Below are 16,254 nucleotides of genomic sequence, written 5' to 3'. Positions count from 1 at the left end.
CACACCGCCTGAGCCATGGAGATCCGTCGCCGACCACCCAACCCCAAGGTGAAGGTGGCCCATCTGGAGTACGCCATTCCCCATGACGAGGCTGAGCCCCGCCACATCCTCGAGCGGATCGTGTGGGAGAAGGACCGGGAGGTCGCCAGCGACCGGCAGCGGGTGCCGCTCGAGAAGCTCCGCCAGCAGGTGGCCGAGCTTCCCCCCACCCACGATTTCCTGGCGGCGCTGCGGGCCAGCTGCCGCAAGCCCGCGGTGATTGCCGAGATCAAGAAGGCGAGCCCCAGCAAGGGGGTGATCCGGGAGGACTTCGATCCGGTGGCGATCGCCCGCGGCTATGCCGCCGGTGGTGCCAGCTGCCTCTCGGTGCTGACCGACCGGTCGTTTTTTCAGGGTGGATTCGACGTGCTGGTGCAGGTGCGCCAGGCGGTGGATCTGCCCCTGCTCTGCAAGGACTTCATCCTCAGCCCCTACCAGCTCTACCAGGCCCGTGCCGCAGGAGCCGATGCGGCGTTGCTGATCGCGGCGATCCTCACCGACCAGGATCTGGCCTACCTGCTCAAGGTCACCCGCAGCCTGGGGCTGACGGCCCTGGTGGAGGTCCACGATGCCGAGGAGCTGGAGCGGGTGCTCGCCCTCGACGGCGTGAGCCTGATCGGCATCAACAACCGCGACCTGGCCACCTTCCACACCGATCTGGCCACGACCGAAGCGCTGATGGCCGGCTACGGCGATCAGCTCCGGCAGCGAGGGGCTCTGCTGGTGAGCGAATCGGGACTGTTCAGCCGGGAGGACCTCGACCGGGTGCAGGGAGCGGGAGCCGATGCCGTGTTGGTGGGTGAAGCGCTGATGCGGCAGGCCGATGTGACGGCGGCCCTGGAGACCCTGATCGAGGGCTGAAGCCGCCGCGCCCCCGGCCCCCACGGAAAAAGCCCCCACCGTTCGGCGGGGGCTGGGTGAATCGAGGGACCGAAGGCCTGGCGCCCTCGACCCCGCCGACAGCGGTGCGGTCTGCTCAGACCTTGCGGGAGTAGAACTCCACCACCAGCAGTTCGTTGATCTCGAGGGCGACCCACTCGCGCTCACACTTGCTGATCACCTTGGCGGTGAGCTTGTTCTTGTCGAGCTCCAGGTGGGGCGGGATGTTGGCCAGACCGGGGAATTCCAGGTTGCCTTCAGCCAGTTGCTTGCTCTGCTTGCGTTCCCGGATGGCGACCACGTCACCGGCCTTGCACTGGTAACTGGCGATGTCCACCACGCGGCCGTTCACCATGACGTGACCGTGGTTCACCAGTTGCCGGGCACCGGGCACGGTGGGGCCGAAGCCGAGACGGAAACAGATGTTGTCGAGACGGTTCTCGAGCAGTTTGAGCAGGTTGGTTCCGGTCGAACCTTCCTGGGCGCGGGCTTTCTTCACGTAGCGGACCAGCTGACGTTCGGAAATCCCGTAGTTGAAGCGAAGCTTCTGCTTCTCTTCCAGACGGATGGCGTATTCGGAGCGCTTGCGACGGGCTTGGCCGTGCTGACCGGGGGGATAAGACCGCTTGGCGGACTTACGGGTGAGACCGGGGAGGTCTCCCAAGCGCCGCGTGATCCTCAGACGAGGGCCGCGGTAACGAGACATGAAAAGAAGGTCGTGGGACGGAACGGCCCCGCCGGATGGGGGCCCGTGGCGACGGTTGCTCGGGCAAGCTGGAGAGCGTCCGCAGCCCGCGCTTTGACGCGCCAACGATCGATCCTATCGGTTGGCCCCGAGGCCCTCGGACTCACCCCGGTCCCTGAGCCGCTCGGGCTGCCCCCGGGGCCCTCCCGCTGGCTGGCCCTGCTCCTGCTGGGGCTGATCGGCGCCTACCGCCGTTTCCTCTCGCCCCTGCTCGGACCCCGCTGCCGCTTCATCCCCAGCTGCAGCGCCTACGGCCTGGAGGCGATCCGCCGCCATGGACCCTGGCGCGGCAGCTGGCTCACCCTGCAGCGTCTGCTGCGCTGCCATCCGTTCACGCCCTGCGGCTGTGATCCGGTGCCCGACTGACCCGCTCCTCCCCCTTCCCCATGACCATGCTGCGGCTCTATTCCCGCCCGGGCTGCTGCCTGTGCGAGGGCCTCGAGGAGAAGCTGCGCGGGCTCGCTGCCGCGCCGGATCTGGAGGTGGTGAATGTGGATGAGGATCCGGCCCTCCAGGCCCGCTTCGGTCTGGAGGTGCCCGTGCTGGCCTGGCAGAGCCCCCAGGGGGAGCAGGTGCTGCCGAGGGTGCCGCCTCGTCTGGTGGACGAAGCGCTGCTGGTTTGGTTGCGGAGGAACGGTTTTCCTGGCCGGAGCGCCTAGAACGGCGCCACCTCCCGGCTGAGCGGCCCATGAACCACCGGCTTCACCCCCTGCTGCGCGACGTGGGACTGCAGGTACCCGCCGACTTTCCCGAGGCGTCTGTCGAAGCGATCAGCTGCGACTCCCGCCGGGTGGGCCCCGGCACCCTGTTCGTGGGTCTGCCTGGCAACCAGGTGGACGGCGGGGCCTTCTGGCGTTCGGCACTCGCGGCCGGCGCCTGTGCCGCGGTGGTGAGCCCTGCGGCCGCCGCCGCCGACCCCCCGGCGGCGGGCGATCCCGTGCTGGTGACGGATGGGGCGATGGCCCGCTGGGCGGGGCTGCTGGCCGCCGCCTTCTGGGGCCAGCCCAGCCAGCGGATGGCCCTGATCGGGGTCACCGGCACGAACGGCAAGACCACCACCACCCACCTGATCGAGCATCTGGCCGCCGCCGCCGGCACTCCGGCGGCGCTGTTCGGCACCCTCGAGAACCGCTGGCCCGGCCATGCCGTCACCGCCCAGCACACCACCGCCTTCGCCGATCTGCTGCAGGCCCAGCTGGCCCAGGCGGCCGATGCCGGCGCCCGCATCGCCGCGATGGAGGTGAGTTCCCACGCCCTCGACCAGCAGCGGGTGGCGGGTTGCCGTTTCGCCGGCGCCGTGTTCACCAACCTCACCCAGGATCACCTCGATTACCACCCCTCCATGGAGGCGTACTTCGCCGCCAAGGCGAGCCTCTTTGCGGCTCCCCTGCTCCTGGAGAAGGGCACCCCCTCTGCCGTGGTGAACCGGGACGATCCCTGGGGGGCCCAGCTGGCCGCCCAGCTGGGGGAGCGCTGCTGGAGCAGTTCCCTGCGCGACGCCGACGCCGACCTGTTCATCGACGCTCTGACCATGGAGAGCAGCGGGGTGCGGGGGCGGCTGGTCACCCCGGTGGGCGAAGGCCGGTTCCGCTCCCCCCTGCTGGGCCGCTTCAACCTGATGAACCTGCTGCAGGCCGTGGGCGCGCTGCTTCAGCAGGGGATGCCTCTGCCCCTGCTCCTCGATGGGCTGGACAGTTTCCGCGGGGTGCCCGGCCGCATGGAACGCGTGATGGGCCGTGGGCTGGAGGGGCAGCCGGCCGTGCTCGTCGACTACGCCCACACCCCCGATGGTCTGGACAATGCCCTGACGGCCAGCCGGCCCTTCACCCAGGGGCGCCTGGTCTGCGTGTTCGGCTGCGGTGGCGACCGCGACCGCAGCAAGCGCCCCCAGATGGGGGCGATCGCGGCCCGTCTGGCCGACCGGGTGGTGGTCACCTCCGACAACCCCCGCACGGAGGATCCCGCGCGGATTCTCGAGGATGTGGTGGCCGGCATTCCCGCCGGGACCGATCTGCAGGTGGAGGGCGATCGGGCCACGGCCATCGCCATGGCGATCGCCAGTGCGCAGGCCGGCGACCTGGTGCTGATCGCCGGCAAGGGCCACGAGGACTACCAGATCCTCGGCACCACGAAGATCCACTTCGACGATCGCGAGGAGGCCGAGAAGGCGCTCATGGCCCGGACGGTCTGAGCGGGATCGTCTGAGCGCATGGCGCTAAGTTCGGCACAATTTCCGGATCGGCATGGCAGCGGCGGTTCCTCTCTCCAAGAAATTTCTCGCCGAATTCATCGGGACCTTCTGGCTCGTACTCGGGGGCTGCGGCAGCGCCGTGCTGGCCGCGGTCTTTCCCTATGCCCAGGCCGATGCCAATCCGCTCGGTCTCGGTTTCCTTGGGGTGGCGCTGGCCTTCGGTCTCACCCTGCTCACCATGGCGTACACGATCGGGCGGATCTCCGGCTGCCACATCAATCCCGCGGTCAGCTTCGGGCTGTGGGCCAGCGGCCGCTTTCCGGGCTCCCAGTTGCTGAGCTATGTGGTGGCCCAGGTTCTGGGGGCCATCGTCGCCGGTGGGCTGCTCTACGGCGTGGCCAGTGGCCGAGCCGGGTTTGAGCTGAGCGGCAGCAATCCTCTGGCCACCAATGGATTCGGTGCCCACTCACCGGGTGGCTACAGCTTCTGGGCCGCCCTGATCATCGAGGTGGTGCTCACCTTCATCTTCCTGCTGGTGATTCTCGGGTCCACCCACCGCGACACCTTCCCGAGCATGGCCGGCGTGCCGATCGGGCTCTCCCTGGTGCTGATCCATCTGATCAGCATCCCGGTCACCAACACATCCGTGAACCCGGCCCGCAGCACCGGCGTGGCCGTGTGGGCAGGAGGCGATGCCATGGCTCAGCTGTGGTTGTTCTGGCTGGCTCCGATCGTGGGTGCCCTGCTGGCCGGCTGGGTGCAGCGCCATCTGCTGGAGGCCGGCGAAAGCTGAGCGCGGCTCACATCGTCTCCCTGCTTCGCAGCCAGCCGTAGCTGCCCAGCGCCAGAGCCAGTGGCAGTGCCAGGCCCCAGAGCCGGGCCAGGGTGGGTTCCAGGGAGGCCCCTCCTGCCTCCTTGGCGGCTGAGTAGGGCGATTCTTTCTCGCTGCCGGCTGCGAGCTTGCCGTTGATCGGGGCGAGCGCCTCGGCGGCCTTCTCCTGGGCGGTTTCGCCGGCACCGGCCATGGTGTCCTTGGCGGAGGCGTAGGGCGACTGCTTCTGGGAGCCTGGCTCCAGCTTCCCCTCCAGCATGGCGATGACGCCCTGGCCGGCGGCGTAGGAGCAGGTGAGGCTGGTCTGGGTGAGGCCGTCGCGGCTCGCCTGCAGCACAACCTCCACCTTCCCATCCACGAGGGAGCGGCTGGCGCTCACCCGGCTTCGATCGGAGCGGAAGCCCTCCTGGGCGGCCTGCTGCAGGCAGGCCTTCTCGGCCGCCTGGCGCTGCTCGGCGCTGGCCTGGGCCGCCACGGCCGGCGGCGTGCCGAGCAAGGTCGCCAGGGTGGCCGCTGCCGCAGCGCTCACGGCAAGGACGGCTCCTGGAGGGAGGGGGAGTCTGGACTGCGGAAGGGCCATGGCGAGGGCCGTGCTGACACCGTCAGTGTGGCGCTGACATCGGCCTGTGGATCAGGTTTTGGCGGTACTTCGCAATGCGTTCAGCAGGGCCTCCAGGTCGGCGGCGTTCGTGGGCAGGTGGGTGCAGGCCCGCAGGCAGGCGGGCTGATCCAGGCTGCGCAGCCACACCCGTTGCCGGCCCAGCTGGCCCACCACTTCGACCGGAGACATGCCGGCCAGGGTGAAGCTCACCAGACCGGCGGGCGGCTCCACCTGGAGCAGCGTGTCCAACCCAGGCACATCCTGCAGTTGCCGCCAGAGATCCCCCGCACTCCTGCGCAGGCGTGCGTGGCGTTCCTCGGCGCTCCCCTCGGTTTCGAGCAGCTGCAGCGAACAGTCCAGTCCGGCGAACAGGGGGATGCAGGAGGTGGCCACCTCGAAGCGCCGCCCATCGGCATGGAAGCCGCTGGCCGGCGTGCCTTCGTGGCTGAGGCTGCGCCAGCCGATCAGGGTGGGCCTGGCTTCGGCCAGCACCCGTTCGGACAGGGCCACCACGCCCAGGCCCTCCGGACCGCAGCACCATTTGTGGCCGGTGCAGGCATAGATGTCGACGACCGCGGCGGCGGCGGCGACGGGAAGGCTGCCGAGGGCCTGGGCGGCGTCGGCCAGCAGCCAGGGCCGGCGGGGGTGATCCTGCAGGTGCGCGGCCACCTGCTCGAGCGGCATGATCTGGCCGGTGTTCCAGAGCAGATGGGAGAGCACCACCAGCCGGGTCCGGGGTGTGAGCGCCGCCTCCAGCCGCTCCAGCACCGCCGCATCCGTGGCCGCGGGGCTGCCGAGCAGATCCGCCACCGGCAGGCTGTGCAGGCTCAGGCCATGGCGGTGGGCCAGCTCCCGGCAGGCGGCCACCACGCCGGGGTGCTCACAGTCGCTGAGCAGCAACGCATCGCCGGCCTGCCAGGGCAGCCCCCACAGCGGCAGCACGCAGCCGCTGGTGACGTTCTCGGTGAAGCTCAGGCGGTGGGGCGGCACCCCCAGCCAGCACCCCAGCCGCCGCCGCAGCCGCGCCACCGTGGATTCCACAAAGGGCCAGACGTCGTCGGTGAATGGGCCGAGTTCCTGGATGCGCTGCCAGGCCGTGACCATGGCCTCCAGGCTCGGCGTGGGCAGAGGGCCCTGGCCGCCGTAGTTGAAGTAGGCCTTGTTGGCCAGGGCCGGCAGCTGATCGCGCAGGGTCGGGGGCATCGGGCTGAACCGGGGGCTGGTGAACCGGGCTGCTGGGAGCCCCGGCCTGCTGGTCAGATCTGACCGGCGCCGAAGGTCACCTGACAGGCCGCATTGAGGAGCTGGGCCTCGGCCGGGGTGCTCGGCACATCCCCGTTGAGGAGCCCTTCGTTGCAGTCAGCCTCCATCTGGTAGGTGCCCATGCCGTTGTAGACCGCGAAGGTCGCGCCGTAATCCTGGACCGGCTGCACACTGCCGTAGTAAAGCTGCCAGTCGGTGTTCGGCACGATCACCGTGGGTTGACGCCGCTCAATGGCCCGGTCGATGGCGTTGTTGATGATCGCCGCCGTAGTCAGGGTGGTGATTCCCCAGACCAGGGACTGACCGAACCACCAGCCCCAAGGCGGCGAGCTCGAGCCCCATCCGCCGTACCAGCCGCCGCCCCAGGGGCGGTTGTTGTACCAACCGCGGTTGCGGGCCCAGCCGGGATTGCCGTAGTAGTTGTTGACCACGGTCCGACGGGTCCAGATGTTGCGGTCGCGGCGGTTGTAGTCCCGCCAACGGTTGCTGTCCCAATCCTTCCAGCGATCCGAAGCGCGCTGGTAGCCACGGTTGTAGCCCTTGTTGTAGCCCCGGTCGTAGCCGCGGTCGCGTCCCTTGTCGAGGCCCTCCCGGTAGCCGGAACGCACACCCTTTTCGTAGCCGCGTTCCTTGCCTTTCTCGAAGCCCTTGTCCTTGCCGTCCTTCACGCCCTGGCGATAGATCCGATCGCGCTCCTTCTGGTTGAGCTCCTTGCGATCCTTGCGGTTCTGATCGGAGGACTTGCTGTTCTTCCGCTTGTTCTCGTTCCTGTTCTCTTGCTGCTGGTTGTCCTTGTTTTTCTTCTTGCGTTTCTTCTTCTCGTCCTTGTCGTCGTCCTTGGCGAGCAGCAGCTCGTGGGGGATGGGCGAGGCGGTCTGAACCACCGCCGCCACGGCAGGAAGGGTGCTGCTGCAGGTCATCACCAGGGCCATGCCCGCAGCGGGCAGCGCCAGGCGACGCAGGGGAGACGGGGAGGTGATGAAGGCCATGGCCCAGGGAGACCGGAACAACCACAACTTCACCCTGATCCGGCGATGCAGGGATTCACAACGCTGGGGATCCCCTTTGCAAAGTGGCCGGCCAACCAGCGGCGCGCGGCCGGCTGGAGCGCCCCCTTCACCTGGCGAGGCCCCGGCTGGATGCAGGGCCTAGAGCACCTGACCCAGCATCACGGCCGCCACGGCCGAGAAGAGGGTGATGCCCAGCGCTGTGAGGGGATTCTGCCCCTGGGCCACCGCCACGGTCGTGACGACCCCCGCCCCGATGCAGGCGACCGCCAGCTGGGTGAACAGTTCGCTGCGGTCGCGGGGGGTGGGGCTGGGGGTCATGGGAAGGCCATGGGCTTCCGCAGACCGTAGGGAGGGCGGCTGATGCGGCCCCTCCCCCAGGAGAGCCTTGTTACCTGGCGTCGGAGTTCGTTACGCGCCGCAATCTCGAGGCCGGTCGCGCCCGTCCGGTGCTGGCCCACTGGTGCAGGGCCTCGAGCTGTTCCCGCGCCGTTCGGCTCAGGGGCACCACCTGGCTGGCGGCGGCGATCAGGTCGGCCTCGCCGAACTCCCGCCGCTCGGCAAAGGCCAGGTGCATGGCCTCGATCACGGTCTGCTCCAGTTCGGCGCCCGAGAACCCGGCCGTGCGGTCCACCAGCACCTCCAGCGGAATGCGATGGTCGGGCCGCCGTCGCTTCAGCTGGAGATCGAAGATGGCGTGGCGTTCCTCGGGGCTGGGCAGGTCCAGCAGGAAGATCTCGTCGAAGCGGCCCTTGCGCAGCAGCTCCGGAGGAAGGCGTTCCACGGCATTGGCCGTGGCCACCACGAACACCGGGCTGGTCTTCTCGGCCATCCAGGTGAGCACCGTGCCCAGCACCCGCTGCGTGGTCCCCCCGTCACTGCGCCCGTCTCCGGTGGCGGCCAGCCCGAAGCCCTTGTCGATCTCATCGATCCAGAGCACGCACGGCGCCATCGCCTCGGCCCGCTGGATCATGTCGCGGGTGCGCGCTTCCGACGCTCCCACCAGCCCGGCGAACAGCCGTCCCACATCCAGGCGCAGCAGGGGCATCGCCCAGCTGTGGGCGATGGCTTTGGCGGTGAGGGACTTGCCCGTGCCCTGGGGACCCACCAGCAGGACACCGCGCGGCAGGGGCAAGCCATAGGCCCGGGCTTCGGCACTGAAGGCCATCCGCCGTTGTTCCAGCCAGTGCTTGAGGGTTTCCAGCCCGCCGATGTCGGCTGGGGTGGAGCTGCTGGGGCAGTACTCGAGCAGCTCGCTCTTGGCGATGGCCTGGCGCTTTTCCTCGAGAACCTCGGCCAGGTCATCGGCCCCGAGACGGCCACGGCGCGCCAGGGCCCGGGCGGCCAGCTGGCGCACCCGCTGCTCGCTCAACCCGTGGCAGGCCGCGGTGAGTTCCGCCAGCACGGCGGCGTCGAGGGGCTGGCCGCTCGCCCCGGCGATGGAGCGCAGCAGCTGGCCGATCTCGTCGGCGTCGGGAAGGGGCAGATCCAGCAGGGTGATGCAGTCATCGAGATCGAGCGGAAGCTGCCAGTCCGGAGCGGTGATGATCAGGGTGCGGGGCGCCAGCCGCAGCTGGCGCGACAGGTTGCGCAGGCGGCGGCAGATGCCGGCGTCCTCGCAGTAGCGATGGAAGTCGCGCAGCAGCAGGATGGCGCCCTGGTCGGCGGGAAGGGAATCGAGGCAGGCGAGGGCGGCCATCGGGTTCCGGGCCGCCTCCCCCTCCCGGTTGGGCAGGCCGGCCAGTCCCTCCACGAAATCCCAGCGCAGCAGGAGGCGGTCGCCGAGACGTCGCGCCGCCGCCTCCAGCAGCGACTCGACCCGCTGCTCCTCCAGGCTGCGGATCCAGATGATCGGCGTGCGCGCCCGAATCATCAGATCCAGCTGGTCTGCCCAGCTGTCGGTGCTCATGGGGTGTCCTGCGGCGGCTCGCGCAGGGCGGCCAGGGCGGCCCAGCGGGGATCCCCACGGCTGGCGTCGCTGCTCCAGGTGCTGGGCCCCGGACACTCCTCGCCGCAGTCGTTCACCAGGGGCAGCTGCAGGCTGAGCTGCTCGAAGATCCAGTGGGCCGGATCGAAATGGCCGCGGGGGTCCAGGCTCTCGGTGAGGGCATCGGGATCGAGCTCCAGCTCCGTGGCGGGGCCCTCCAGCAGCTCGCTGTCCACCCCCTGCTGGCGGGCCGCTTCGCCGAGCCAGATCAGTTCACGGGTGTGGAAGCCCAGCGGGTGGTTGAAGTGCTGCAGGCAACGGTCGCAGCGCAGGGTGAGGATCGTGGTGGCCCGGCCGTCGACCGCCAGCACGTTGCCGCAGTGAACGGCCCGGAGCGCGCCCCGCACCGGGGTGAGGCTGGCGAGGCCCTCGAGGTGCTGCTCCACGGTCCAGGTGCGGCCCTCAGCGAGGCCGCGCAGATCCTGGATCGGGATGGGCCTGAGGTCGGAGGCGCTGCCCCGGGGCCCGGCTGGCGGGCACGCTGGATCGACGGACATGGCACTGGGGGGAGCGCGGGATGGCGCTGGCTACTTCTTGCCCTTCGGCTCGAAGGGCAGACGTCCCCCGGAGGCTCCGGCGGGGGAGACGGTGACGGTCTGCTGGGCCAGCTGCTGATCGAGGATGGCCTGGAGGTTGTCCGGCAGGGCCTCCCGGGTGAGCAGATAGGTCTGGAGGGCCTGGAAGACGTTGGCCACCACCATGTAGAGCAGCACCCCGGCCGGCAGGGGGAAGAACAGGAACATCGCCGTGATCATCACCGGCGTGATCTTGTTGGCGGTGGACTGCTGGGGGTTGGGGGGCATGCCCAGTCCGGAGAGGATCTGGGAGATGAACAGCGAGGCCCCGAAGGCCGCCACAAGTCCGGCGATGTCCCAGTTGACCGTGCCTTCGGTCATGAAGCCCACCTGGCCCAGCGCCTTGATGAACAGGAAGCCGCTGCGGGCCGCCAGGCCGGGGATCTTCCCTTCAACGGTGGCATCGCCGGGGGCGAGAGCCGTGATCGTGCCGTTCTGATCGACGCTGACCACACCCTCGCCCTTGGTCACGCTCCAGCTGGGCGTGAAGGCGCTGCCGTTCTCCACGTCCGCCAGCACGGTGTCGAAGCTCTGGCCGGTCTTCGTGTGGAGGTTCACCGTCTCGCGGCTGCCGACCCCCAGCTTGTTGCCATTCTCCAGGCTGGCGATCACCGGCACGTGCTCGGTGTTGGAGACGAAGATCGCGTGGCTGGCGCTGTTGAAGGGCTTGGGCTCGATGGTCGCCACCTGCTCGGCCGGCAGCACCTTGAGGTTCAGGGTGTAGGGCACATCCGCGAACGGTGAGCCGCGGAGCGTGGCGAACAGGGCGAAGAGGATGGGCATCTGCACCAGCAGGGGCAGGCAGCCGGCCAGGGGGCTGCCGAACTCCTTCATCAACTTGCCCAGCTCCTCCTGCTGCTTCTGGGGGTTGCTGGCGAACTTGGAGCGGATTTCCGCCTGACGCTTCTGCATCACCGGCTGGGCGATGCGCATGCGCCGGGCGTTCCGGATCGAGCCTGCGCTGAGTGGGAAGAGTGCCAGCCGGATCACCACCGTGAGGGCAATGATCGCCAGCCCGTAGCTCGGCACCAATCCGTAGAAGAAGTCGAGGATCGGGAGCAGCAGGTTGTCGGAGATGTAGCCGATCACGGCGGAGGGGGCTTGGGGGTGAGGGGAAAGCGTGGATCAGTGTGCCTGAGGCTCAGGCGGCCATGCCCCGGGGTGGGGCGGGACGGGCGGCCTGGCGGCGCTCCTCGATGTAGGCCTCGAGATCCCGGAAGCGGGGCACCGAGCGCAGTTCGAGCTTGGCTCCGTCCGTGAGCACCAGCACCATGTCACCCCAGGCCCCGAAGCCGCGGGGCACGCTGCGCACCTCGCGGATCTGGCTGTAGACGACCTGGGTGCGCTCCCGTCCGCGCCAGCCGCCATTGACCTCGATCCGTCGGTTGGTGATGCGGAAACGCAGCCAGAGGGCCCGCACGATCGCGCCGACCGCGAAGGGCAGGCCGATCACGGTGAGGCCGAAGAGCAGATTGACGATCAGGTCGCCCCGGGCCGGACCTCCCTCGAAGAAGACCGTTTCCTGGATCTCTGCTGGGCTCTGCTTGCTCATGGTGTCAGGCCTGCTCGGTGCAGAAGCTGCTCGCATTCTCCCAGCAGGGCGTCAGGAGTGCGTTCGGCGCAGCCGGGCTTCAGACTCATCAGCAGCCACACCGGGCTGTCGGCCTGCCCGAGGGGAAGCTGCAGCAGGTGGCCGTGGATCAGGCGGCGCAGGCGGTTGCGCTGCACGGCGCGCTTGTGGACCTTCGTGCTCACCACCACGCCGCAGCGCCAGGGGGAGGTGGCTGAGCCCCGCTGGCTCATGGGCAGGAGCTCGGCGCGGGCCGGCAGCCACCGCAGCATCAAAAAAGGGCCGTGCAACTGCCGACCCTTGCGGTAGAGACTGTCGAAGACCCGTTCCCCTTTCAGCCGGTGGCAGCGAGGCAGGGCCAAGCGCTCAGACGGCGAGGCGGGACCGGCCGCGGCGGCGACGGGTGCGGATGACCCGGCGGCCGGTGTGGGTCCGCATCCGGACCCGGAAACCGGACACACGCTTGCGCTTGCGGCTGGTTCCTTCGAGGGTGCGCTTGGTCATGGCTTCGTGCTCGCTCCTGGCGACGCGTCGGAATAGGGCGTTGGCGCCAACCTATCAGGCGGCTTGGAGACGCCCCGGCAGGCAGGGCCGCCGACCGTCAGTTGCTGGGGGGATCGATCTGGATCAGCCAGCTGCCCAGGTAGCCGGAGATGGGCACCTCACCGGGGGCCTGGGCCAGGGCGTTGAACTGATACATCCCCACGTTGAAGGGGTTGAAGAGCTTGATGTAAACCCCGATCGTTCCCTCGTCCGAAACCGGGGTGTCGGGGAAGATCTCGATCGCTCCGCCATTCTCGGCGATCTCGATGGTGGCGGGGATCTTCTCGACGCAGCGGGTGCGCGACAGCATCCCACCCTCATTCATCTTGCAGAGCTGCACCCGCGACGGATCGATCTTGGCGTCGAAGTACTTCGGAATGGTGATGCTCAGCTTGAGGATGGCGGTCTTCCGGTCCTTGGGCCGAAGCAGCAGGTAATACTCCGAGCGCTTGAGGCGCTGGGTATCGGTCATGAAGAAGTAGAGCTTGCGGTAGTCGCGGCTGTTCTCCCAGCGGAACTCCACCAGTCCGGAGGTGCCCTGGGCTTGGGCCGCGGGCTGCAGGCCAGCCGGATGGAGCAGCCCAACGCCAGTCAGGGCTGCGGCTCCCAGCCCCGCGGCGGCGGCCAGAGCGCGAGGGTGGCGTAGTGGGTTGAAACCCATTGGGCCTCCACAGGATCAATGGCTCAATTCTCAGCAGAGCCCCGGGAGGAAGGAGTGTGGTGGTGGTCGGCCTCTGGGCTGGCGCGGTCCGGCCGGAGGCGGCTCGCCTCGCGGAGGTAGGGATGGCAGGGGGGGCGTCCGGGCTCCATCCAGGCGTGGGCCAGCAACCGGATGCAGTGGCCCAGATCCCCGGCGACGGCCATCTGCTGGCAGTCGATCAGGGCCACCTGTTCCCAGCCGGGCCGGCGGCGGGCGATGGCGGCCGGGAAGCAGGCATCCAGATCGGCGGTCACGGAGAAGGTGACCGACAGCACCCTGCTCCCCGCCAGCCCGTTGCGTTCGACCAGCGCATCCACCAGCTCGCCGACGGCCTCGGCGATGGCCTCGACGGTGTTGCCGCTGGCGGTGGTGGCTCCCCGCAGGGCACGCAGCTCCAGGGGCTCGCTCATGGGCGGAACAGCCAGAGGGGTTGGCCGCTCCAGCCCAGTTCCAGGCTGAGCAACTGGCCCAGCCGGCGGAGCTGACCCCGGCCGGGGATGAGCCCGGCGAAACGCCGTGGCGGGGCTCCGAAGGTGATCGGCCGGGTCTTGTCGGCATCGAGGCCGGCCAGCTCCGCCGCCAGCCGGCGGGCCGCCTCCTCGTCGCCGAGCTGATCCACGAGTCCCAGCTCCCGGGCCTGGGCTCCGCTGAAGACGCGGCCATCGGCGAACTGCCGCACGGTCTCTTCCGTCAGGCCGCGGCCCTCGGCCACCGCCGCCACGAACTGGGTGTAGCTCGAGTCGATCAGGTCCTGCAGCAGGTCCCGTTCGGCCTGGGTCAGGGCCCGGTCCGGCGAGAGGATGTCCTTGTAGAGGCCGCTCTTGACGGTCTCGAAACTGACACCGAGGCGCTTCAGCAGTTTGGAGATGTTGTTGCCCCGCAGGATCACCCCGATCGAGCCGGTGATGCTGCCGGGGTTGGCCACGATCTTCTCGGCCGCCACACCGATGTAGACCCCTCCGGAGGCGGAGATGTTGCCGAAGCTGGCCACCACGCGGCAACCCTTGTCCCGCAGCCGCAGCAGGGCGCTGTGGATCTCCTGGCTGTCCCCCACGGTGCCGCCGGGGCTGTCGATCCGCAGCAGCAGGGCCGGACACTCCCGCTCCTCCACCTGGCGCAGGGCCTTGAGCACGCGGGTGCGGGTGCCGCCCCCGATCGGGCCCTCGATGCTGATCCGCGCCATGGTGCGGCGTGTCTTGCGGCGCCAGGGCCAGACCATGGGAACGGGAGAAGGTGGCTGGATCTTAAAAAGAAGCTCCGAACCGGCTCCGATGCCCCAGCCCCTCCGCTGGCTTCTGATGATCCTGCCGTTCGCCCTCTGGGGTACGGCGATGGCGGCGATGAAGCCCCTGCTCACGGGGGGCTCGCCCTGGGCCATCGCCACCCTGCGGCTCCTGCCCGCCGGTGCTGTGGTGTTGCTGGCCGCCGTCCTGCTGGGCCGCTCGCTCCGGATCGATCCGGCCGACTGGCCCTGGTTGCTGGCCTTCGCGCTCGTGGATGGAAGCCTGTTCCAGGGGCTGCTGACCCGTGGCCTGGGTCAGACCGGGGCCGGCCTGGGGTCGGTGCTGATCGATTCCCAGCCGCTGCTGGTGGCCCTGCTGGCCCGGAGCCTGTTCGGGGAGGCGATCAACCCGGTGGGCTGGCTCGGTCTGCTGCTGGGGTTGCTGGGCATCCTCTGCCTGGGCCTGCCCGGACCGGTCCTGCGGCACTGGTGGCTGGAGGGACCCGCGTCCCTCGACCAGTCGGCCTGGAGTCACGGGGAGCTCTGGATGCTGGGGGCCGCGGTGGCCATGGCGGTCGGGACGGTGCTGTGCCGCTATGCCGCCCGCCGCAGTGATCCGGTGGCGATCACCGGCTGGCACATGGTGCTGGGAGGGTTGCCCCTGCTGCTGCTGGCCGAGGCGCCTGCCCTCGCCGGCGGCGGCCCCTGGCTGCCCGCCTGGTCGCCGCTCCAGTGGGGCCTGATGGCCTACGCCACGCTGCTCGGCAGTGCCCTGGCCTATGGGTTGTTCTTCTGGTTCGCCAGCAGCGGCGACCTCACCGGCTTCACCGCCCTGACCTTTCTCACCCCTGTCTTCGCGGTGCTCTGTGGGGTGGCCTGGCTGGAGGAGCGGCTCTTGCCCCTGCAGTGGCTGGGGGCGGCCCTGGCTCTCAGTTCGGTGCTGCTGATCAACCGCCGCCAGCAGCTCTGGCAGGGGCACCGCTGATGCGGGTGCTGGTGGTGAGCACGCCGGTGGGCAGCCTGGGCAGTGGCCGGGGTGGGGGGGTGGAACTCACCGCCACGGCCCTGGTCGCGGGACTGCTGGAGCGCGGCCATCGCCTGACCGTGCTCGCCGGGGAGGGCTCCCGGCTGCCCCCGGCCTGCAGCGGCGCCGCGCTCTGGTGTGAAGCGGGTGTCGACCAGCCCAGCTGGCAGCACCGCCACCGGGACGCTCCGGTGGAGATTCCGGTGGATGGCGTGCTGCCGAAGCTCTGGCAACGCGCCCTCCTCCATCAGGCCGGCTTCGATGTGATCGTCAACCTGGCCTACGACTGGCTGCCGATCTGGTTGACGCCGCACACCGCGTGCCCCCTGGCCCATCTGATCAGCATGGGGTCGGTGGGTGAGGCCATGGATGCGGTGGTCGCCGCAGTGGCACAGCACCATCCCGAGCACTTTGCCTTCCACACCGCGGCCCAGGCTGGGGATTTCAGCCTGCCGGGCGCCCCCCGTCTGGTGGGCAACGGCTTCGACCTGACCCGCTACCACTTCGCCCCCAGCGGCGATCCCCTGCTGGGCTGGGCGGGCCGGGTTGCCCCGGAGAAGGGCCTGGAGGATGCCGCCGCGGTGGCCGCGGATCTGCAGATGCCCCTGGCCGTCTGGGGCCTGGAGGAGGATGGGGCCTACGCCCGGCGGGTGGAGGCTTCGGTGCCGGCGGGCACGATCCAGTGGCGTGGCTTTCTGCCGACGGAGCGGCTTCAGCAGGAGCTCGGTCGCTGTGCGGTGCTGCTCAACACCCCGAAGTGGAACGAGGCCTTCGGCAACGTGGTGGTGGAGGCCATGGCCTGCGGCGTGCCCGTCGCCGCCTATGCCCGCGGCGGCCCCGGCGAGCTGGTGCAGGAAGGTACCAACGGGGCGCTGGCCCCACCGGATGATCGCCATGGCCTGCGGCTTGCGGTGCAGCGGGCCCTGGCGGTCCCCCGGGCCGGCTGCCGCCGCTGGGTTGAGCAGACCTGTTCCCAGCAGGCCTTCGCGGCGCGGATCGAGGCGTGGCTCGAGGCGGTGGTGGCCGCGGCGGCGGACCGGGCTGCGCGTGGCGGATAGGGTCGCCCCGCAGCCGAC

General features: G+C 69.6%; 21 protein-coding genes. 7 read left to right on the top strand and 14 right to left on the bottom strand.

The window, feature by feature from the left end; genetic code table 11:
• Positions 1-15 precede the first annotated feature (15 nt).
• On the top strand, positions 16-900 hold the full coding sequence (gene trpC, locus ACLNEE_RS02620; protein ID WP_411421598.1) for an indole-3-glycerol phosphate synthase TrpC: 885 nt from the start codon (positions 16-18) through the stop codon (positions 898-900).
• A 115-nt stretch (positions 901-1,015) separates the two neighbouring features.
• Here the strand turns inward: trpC and rpsD are convergent, their stop codons facing one another.
• A complete protein-coding gene (gene rpsD / locus ACLNEE_RS02615; RefSeq protein ID WP_411421599.1) occupies positions 1,016-1,624 on the bottom strand; it encodes a 30S ribosomal protein S4 in 609 nt (202 codons plus the stop codon).
• 93 nt (positions 1,625-1,717) lie between these two features.
• Between rpsD and yidD the strand changes: the two genes are divergently transcribed.
• Genes yidD through aqpZ form a run of 4 tightly spaced genes read left to right on the top strand, consistent with a single transcriptional unit; the run spans position 1,718 to position 4,647 of the window.
• Entirely contained in the window at positions 1,718-2,029 is a 312-nt protein-coding gene (yidD, locus tag ACLNEE_RS02610) for a membrane protein insertion efficiency factor YidD (RefSeq protein WP_411421600.1), read from the top strand.
• A gap of 20 nt (positions 2,030-2,049) precedes the next feature.
• Entirely contained in the window at positions 2,050-2,322 is a 273-nt protein-coding gene (locus tag ACLNEE_RS02605) for a glutaredoxin family protein (RefSeq protein ID WP_411421601.1), read from the top strand.
• Positions 2,323-2,351: 29 nt separating this feature from the next.
• The gene (locus tag ACLNEE_RS02600) at positions 2,352-3,854 is read left to right on the top strand and encodes a UDP-N-acetylmuramoyl-L-alanyl-D-glutamate--2,6-diaminopimelate ligase (protein WP_411421602.1); all 1,503 of its coding nucleotides are present in this window, start codon (positions 2,352-2,354) and stop codon (positions 3,852-3,854) included.
• Positions 3,855-3,906: 52 nt separating this feature from the next.
• Entirely contained in the window at positions 3,907-4,647 is a 741-nt protein-coding gene (gene aqpZ, locus ACLNEE_RS02595; RefSeq protein WP_411421603.1) for an aquaporin Z, read from the top strand.
• Between the two features lie 7 nt (positions 4,648-4,654).
• Here aqpZ and ACLNEE_RS02590 read toward each other — a convergent pair whose 3' ends face one another.
• From ACLNEE_RS02590 to sppA, 13 genes are all read right to left on the bottom strand, one after another.
• Complete coding sequence (locus tag ACLNEE_RS02590) at positions 4,655-5,215, bottom strand: hypothetical protein (protein ID WP_411421604.1); 561 nt, start codon at positions 5,213-5,215, stop codon at positions 4,655-4,657.
• Positions 5,216-5,317: 102 nt separating this feature from the next.
• Entirely contained in the window at positions 5,318-6,490 is a 1,173-nt protein-coding gene (locus ACLNEE_RS02585; protein ID WP_411421605.1) for an aminotransferase class V-fold PLP-dependent enzyme, read from the bottom strand.
• 53 nt (positions 6,491-6,543) lie between these two features.
• Positions 6,544-7,539 (bottom strand): FliH/SctL family protein, encoded by a 996-nt coding sequence (locus ACLNEE_RS02580; RefSeq protein ID WP_411421606.1) that lies wholly within the window; start codon positions 7,537-7,539, stop codon positions 6,544-6,546.
• A gap of 159 nt (positions 7,540-7,698) precedes the next feature.
• Positions 7,699-7,878, bottom strand: coding sequence for a hypothetical protein (locus ACLNEE_RS02575; RefSeq protein ID WP_411421607.1), 180 nt, complete (start codon positions 7,876-7,878; stop codon positions 7,699-7,701).
• A 70-nt stretch (positions 7,879-7,948) separates the two neighbouring features.
• Entirely contained in the window at positions 7,949-9,466 is a 1,518-nt protein-coding gene (locus tag ACLNEE_RS02570; protein ID WP_411421608.1) for an AAA family ATPase, read from the bottom strand.
• The gene (locus tag ACLNEE_RS02565) at positions 9,463-10,041 is read right to left on the bottom strand and encodes a YceD family protein (protein ID WP_411421609.1); all 579 of its coding nucleotides are present in this window, start codon (positions 10,039-10,041) and stop codon (positions 9,463-9,465) included. The genes ACLNEE_RS02570 and ACLNEE_RS02565 overlap by 4 nt, the downstream gene beginning before the upstream one ends.
• A gap of 30 nt (positions 10,042-10,071) precedes the next feature.
• Positions 10,072-11,208, bottom strand: coding sequence for a membrane protein insertase YidC (gene yidC / locus ACLNEE_RS02560; RefSeq protein ID WP_411421610.1), 1,137 nt, complete (start codon positions 11,206-11,208; stop codon positions 10,072-10,074).
• A 52-nt stretch (positions 11,209-11,260) separates the two neighbouring features.
• Positions 11,261-11,671, bottom strand: a complete 411-nt coding sequence (locus ACLNEE_RS02555; RefSeq protein ID WP_411421611.1) for a PH domain-containing protein — start codon at positions 11,669-11,671, stop codon at positions 11,261-11,263.
• Positions 11,668-12,051 carry a ribonuclease P protein component gene (rnpA, locus tag ACLNEE_RS02550; protein ID WP_411421612.1) on the bottom strand — a complete coding sequence of 128 codons (384 nt, stop codon included), beginning with the start codon at positions 12,049-12,051 and terminating at the stop codon, positions 11,668-11,670. The genes ACLNEE_RS02555 and rnpA overlap by 4 nt, the downstream gene beginning before the upstream one ends.
• A gap of 4 nt (positions 12,052-12,055) precedes the next feature.
• A complete protein-coding gene (gene rpmH / locus ACLNEE_RS02545; RefSeq protein ID WP_213178710.1) occupies positions 12,056-12,193 on the bottom strand; it encodes a 50S ribosomal protein L34 in 138 nt (45 codons plus the stop codon).
• Between the two features lie 97 nt (positions 12,194-12,290).
• On the bottom strand, positions 12,291-12,893 hold the full coding sequence (locus tag ACLNEE_RS02540; protein ID WP_411421613.1) for a DUF2808 domain-containing protein: 603 nt from the start codon (positions 12,891-12,893) through the stop codon (positions 12,291-12,293).
• Between the two features lie 23 nt (positions 12,894-12,916).
• Positions 12,917-13,342, bottom strand: a complete 426-nt coding sequence (gene aroH / locus ACLNEE_RS02535; RefSeq protein WP_411421614.1) for a chorismate mutase — start codon at positions 13,340-13,342, stop codon at positions 12,917-12,919.
• On the bottom strand, positions 13,339-14,151 hold the full coding sequence (gene sppA, locus ACLNEE_RS02530; RefSeq protein WP_411421615.1) for a signal peptide peptidase SppA: 813 nt from the start codon (positions 14,149-14,151) through the stop codon (positions 13,339-13,341). Before sppA ends, aroH begins: the two co-directional genes overlap by 4 nt.
• Positions 14,152-14,203: 52 nt before the next feature.
• On the opposite strand from sppA, the gene ACLNEE_RS02525 reads away from it, so the two are divergent.
• Both ACLNEE_RS02525 and ACLNEE_RS02520 read left to right on the top strand, forming a co-directional pair.
• On the top strand, positions 14,204-15,139 hold the full coding sequence (locus ACLNEE_RS02525) for a DMT family transporter (protein ID WP_411421616.1): 936 nt from the start codon (positions 14,204-14,206) through the stop codon (positions 15,137-15,139).
• Positions 15,139-16,236 carry a glycosyltransferase gene (locus tag ACLNEE_RS02520; RefSeq protein ID WP_411421617.1) on the top strand — a complete coding sequence of 366 codons (1,098 nt, stop codon included), beginning with the start codon at positions 15,139-15,141 and terminating at the stop codon, positions 16,234-16,236. Before ACLNEE_RS02525 ends, ACLNEE_RS02520 begins: the two co-directional genes overlap by 1 nt.
• Positions 16,237-16,254 lie beyond the last annotated feature (18 nt).

Origin of the sequence: Aphanothece stagnina RSMan2012 (assembly GCF_046764815.1) — a bacterium.
Lineage (GTDB): Bacteria > Cyanobacteriota > Cyanobacteriia > PCC-6307 > Cyanobiaceae > NIES-981.
The sequence above is the reverse complement of the archived record's forward strand: the minus strand, read 5'-3'. Positions and strand labels throughout refer to the sequence as shown.

Excerpts from the sequence above, each read along its gene's own strand:
- trpC (WP_411421598.1), top strand. The coding sequence starts at position 16 with ATGGAGATCCGTCGCCGACCACCCAACCCCAAGGTGAAGGTGGCCCAT.
- rpsD (WP_411421599.1), bottom strand. The coding sequence starts at position 1,624 with ATGTCTCGTTACCGCGGCCCTCGTCTGAGGATCACGCGGCGCTTGGGA.
- ACLNEE_RS02605 (WP_411421601.1), top strand. The coding sequence starts at position 2,050 with ATGACCATGCTGCGGCTCTATTCCCGCCCGGGCTGCTGCCTGTGCGAG.
- ACLNEE_RS02600 (WP_411421602.1), top strand. The coding sequence starts at position 2,352 with ATGAACCACCGGCTTCACCCCCTGCTGCGCGACGTGGGACTGCAGGTA.
- aqpZ (WP_411421603.1), top strand. The coding sequence starts at position 3,907 with ATGGCAGCGGCGGTTCCTCTCTCCAAGAAATTTCTCGCCGAATTCATC.
- ACLNEE_RS02585 (WP_411421605.1), bottom strand. The coding sequence starts at position 6,490 with ATGCCCCCGACCCTGCGCGATCAGCTGCCGGCCCTGGCCAACAAGGCC.
- ACLNEE_RS02580 (WP_411421606.1), bottom strand. The coding sequence starts at position 7,539 with ATGGCCTTCATCACCTCCCCGTCTCCCCTGCGTCGCCTGGCGCTGCCC.
- ACLNEE_RS02575 (WP_411421607.1), bottom strand. The coding sequence starts at position 7,878 with ATGACCCCCAGCCCCACCCCCCGCGACCGCAGCGAACTGTTCACCCAG.
- ACLNEE_RS02570 (WP_411421608.1), bottom strand. The coding sequence starts at position 9,466 with ATGAGCACCGACAGCTGGGCAGACCAGCTGGATCTGATGATTCGGGCG.
- ACLNEE_RS02565 (WP_411421609.1), bottom strand. The coding sequence starts at position 10,041 with ATGTCCGTCGATCCAGCGTGCCCGCCAGCCGGGCCCCGGGGCAGCGCC.
- ACLNEE_RS02555 (WP_411421611.1), bottom strand. The coding sequence starts at position 11,671 with ATGAGCAAGCAGAGCCCAGCAGAGATCCAGGAAACGGTCTTCTTCGAG.
- rpmH (WP_213178710.1), bottom strand. The coding sequence starts at position 12,193 with ATGACCAAGCGCACCCTCGAAGGAACCAGCCGCAAGCGCAAGCGTGTG.
- ACLNEE_RS02540 (WP_411421613.1), bottom strand. The coding sequence starts at position 12,893 with ATGGGTTTCAACCCACTACGCCACCCTCGCGCTCTGGCCGCCGCCGCG.
- aroH (WP_411421614.1), bottom strand. The coding sequence starts at position 13,342 with ATGAGCGAGCCCCTGGAGCTGCGTGCCCTGCGGGGAGCCACCACCGCC.
- sppA (WP_411421615.1), bottom strand. The coding sequence starts at position 14,151 with ATGGTCTGGCCCTGGCGCCGCAAGACACGCCGCACCATGGCGCGGATC.
- ACLNEE_RS02525 (WP_411421616.1), top strand. The coding sequence starts at position 14,204 with ATGCCCCAGCCCCTCCGCTGGCTTCTGATGATCCTGCCGTTCGCCCTC.
- ACLNEE_RS02520 (WP_411421617.1), top strand. The coding sequence starts at position 15,139 with ATGCGGGTGCTGGTGGTGAGCACGCCGGTGGGCAGCCTGGGCAGTGGC.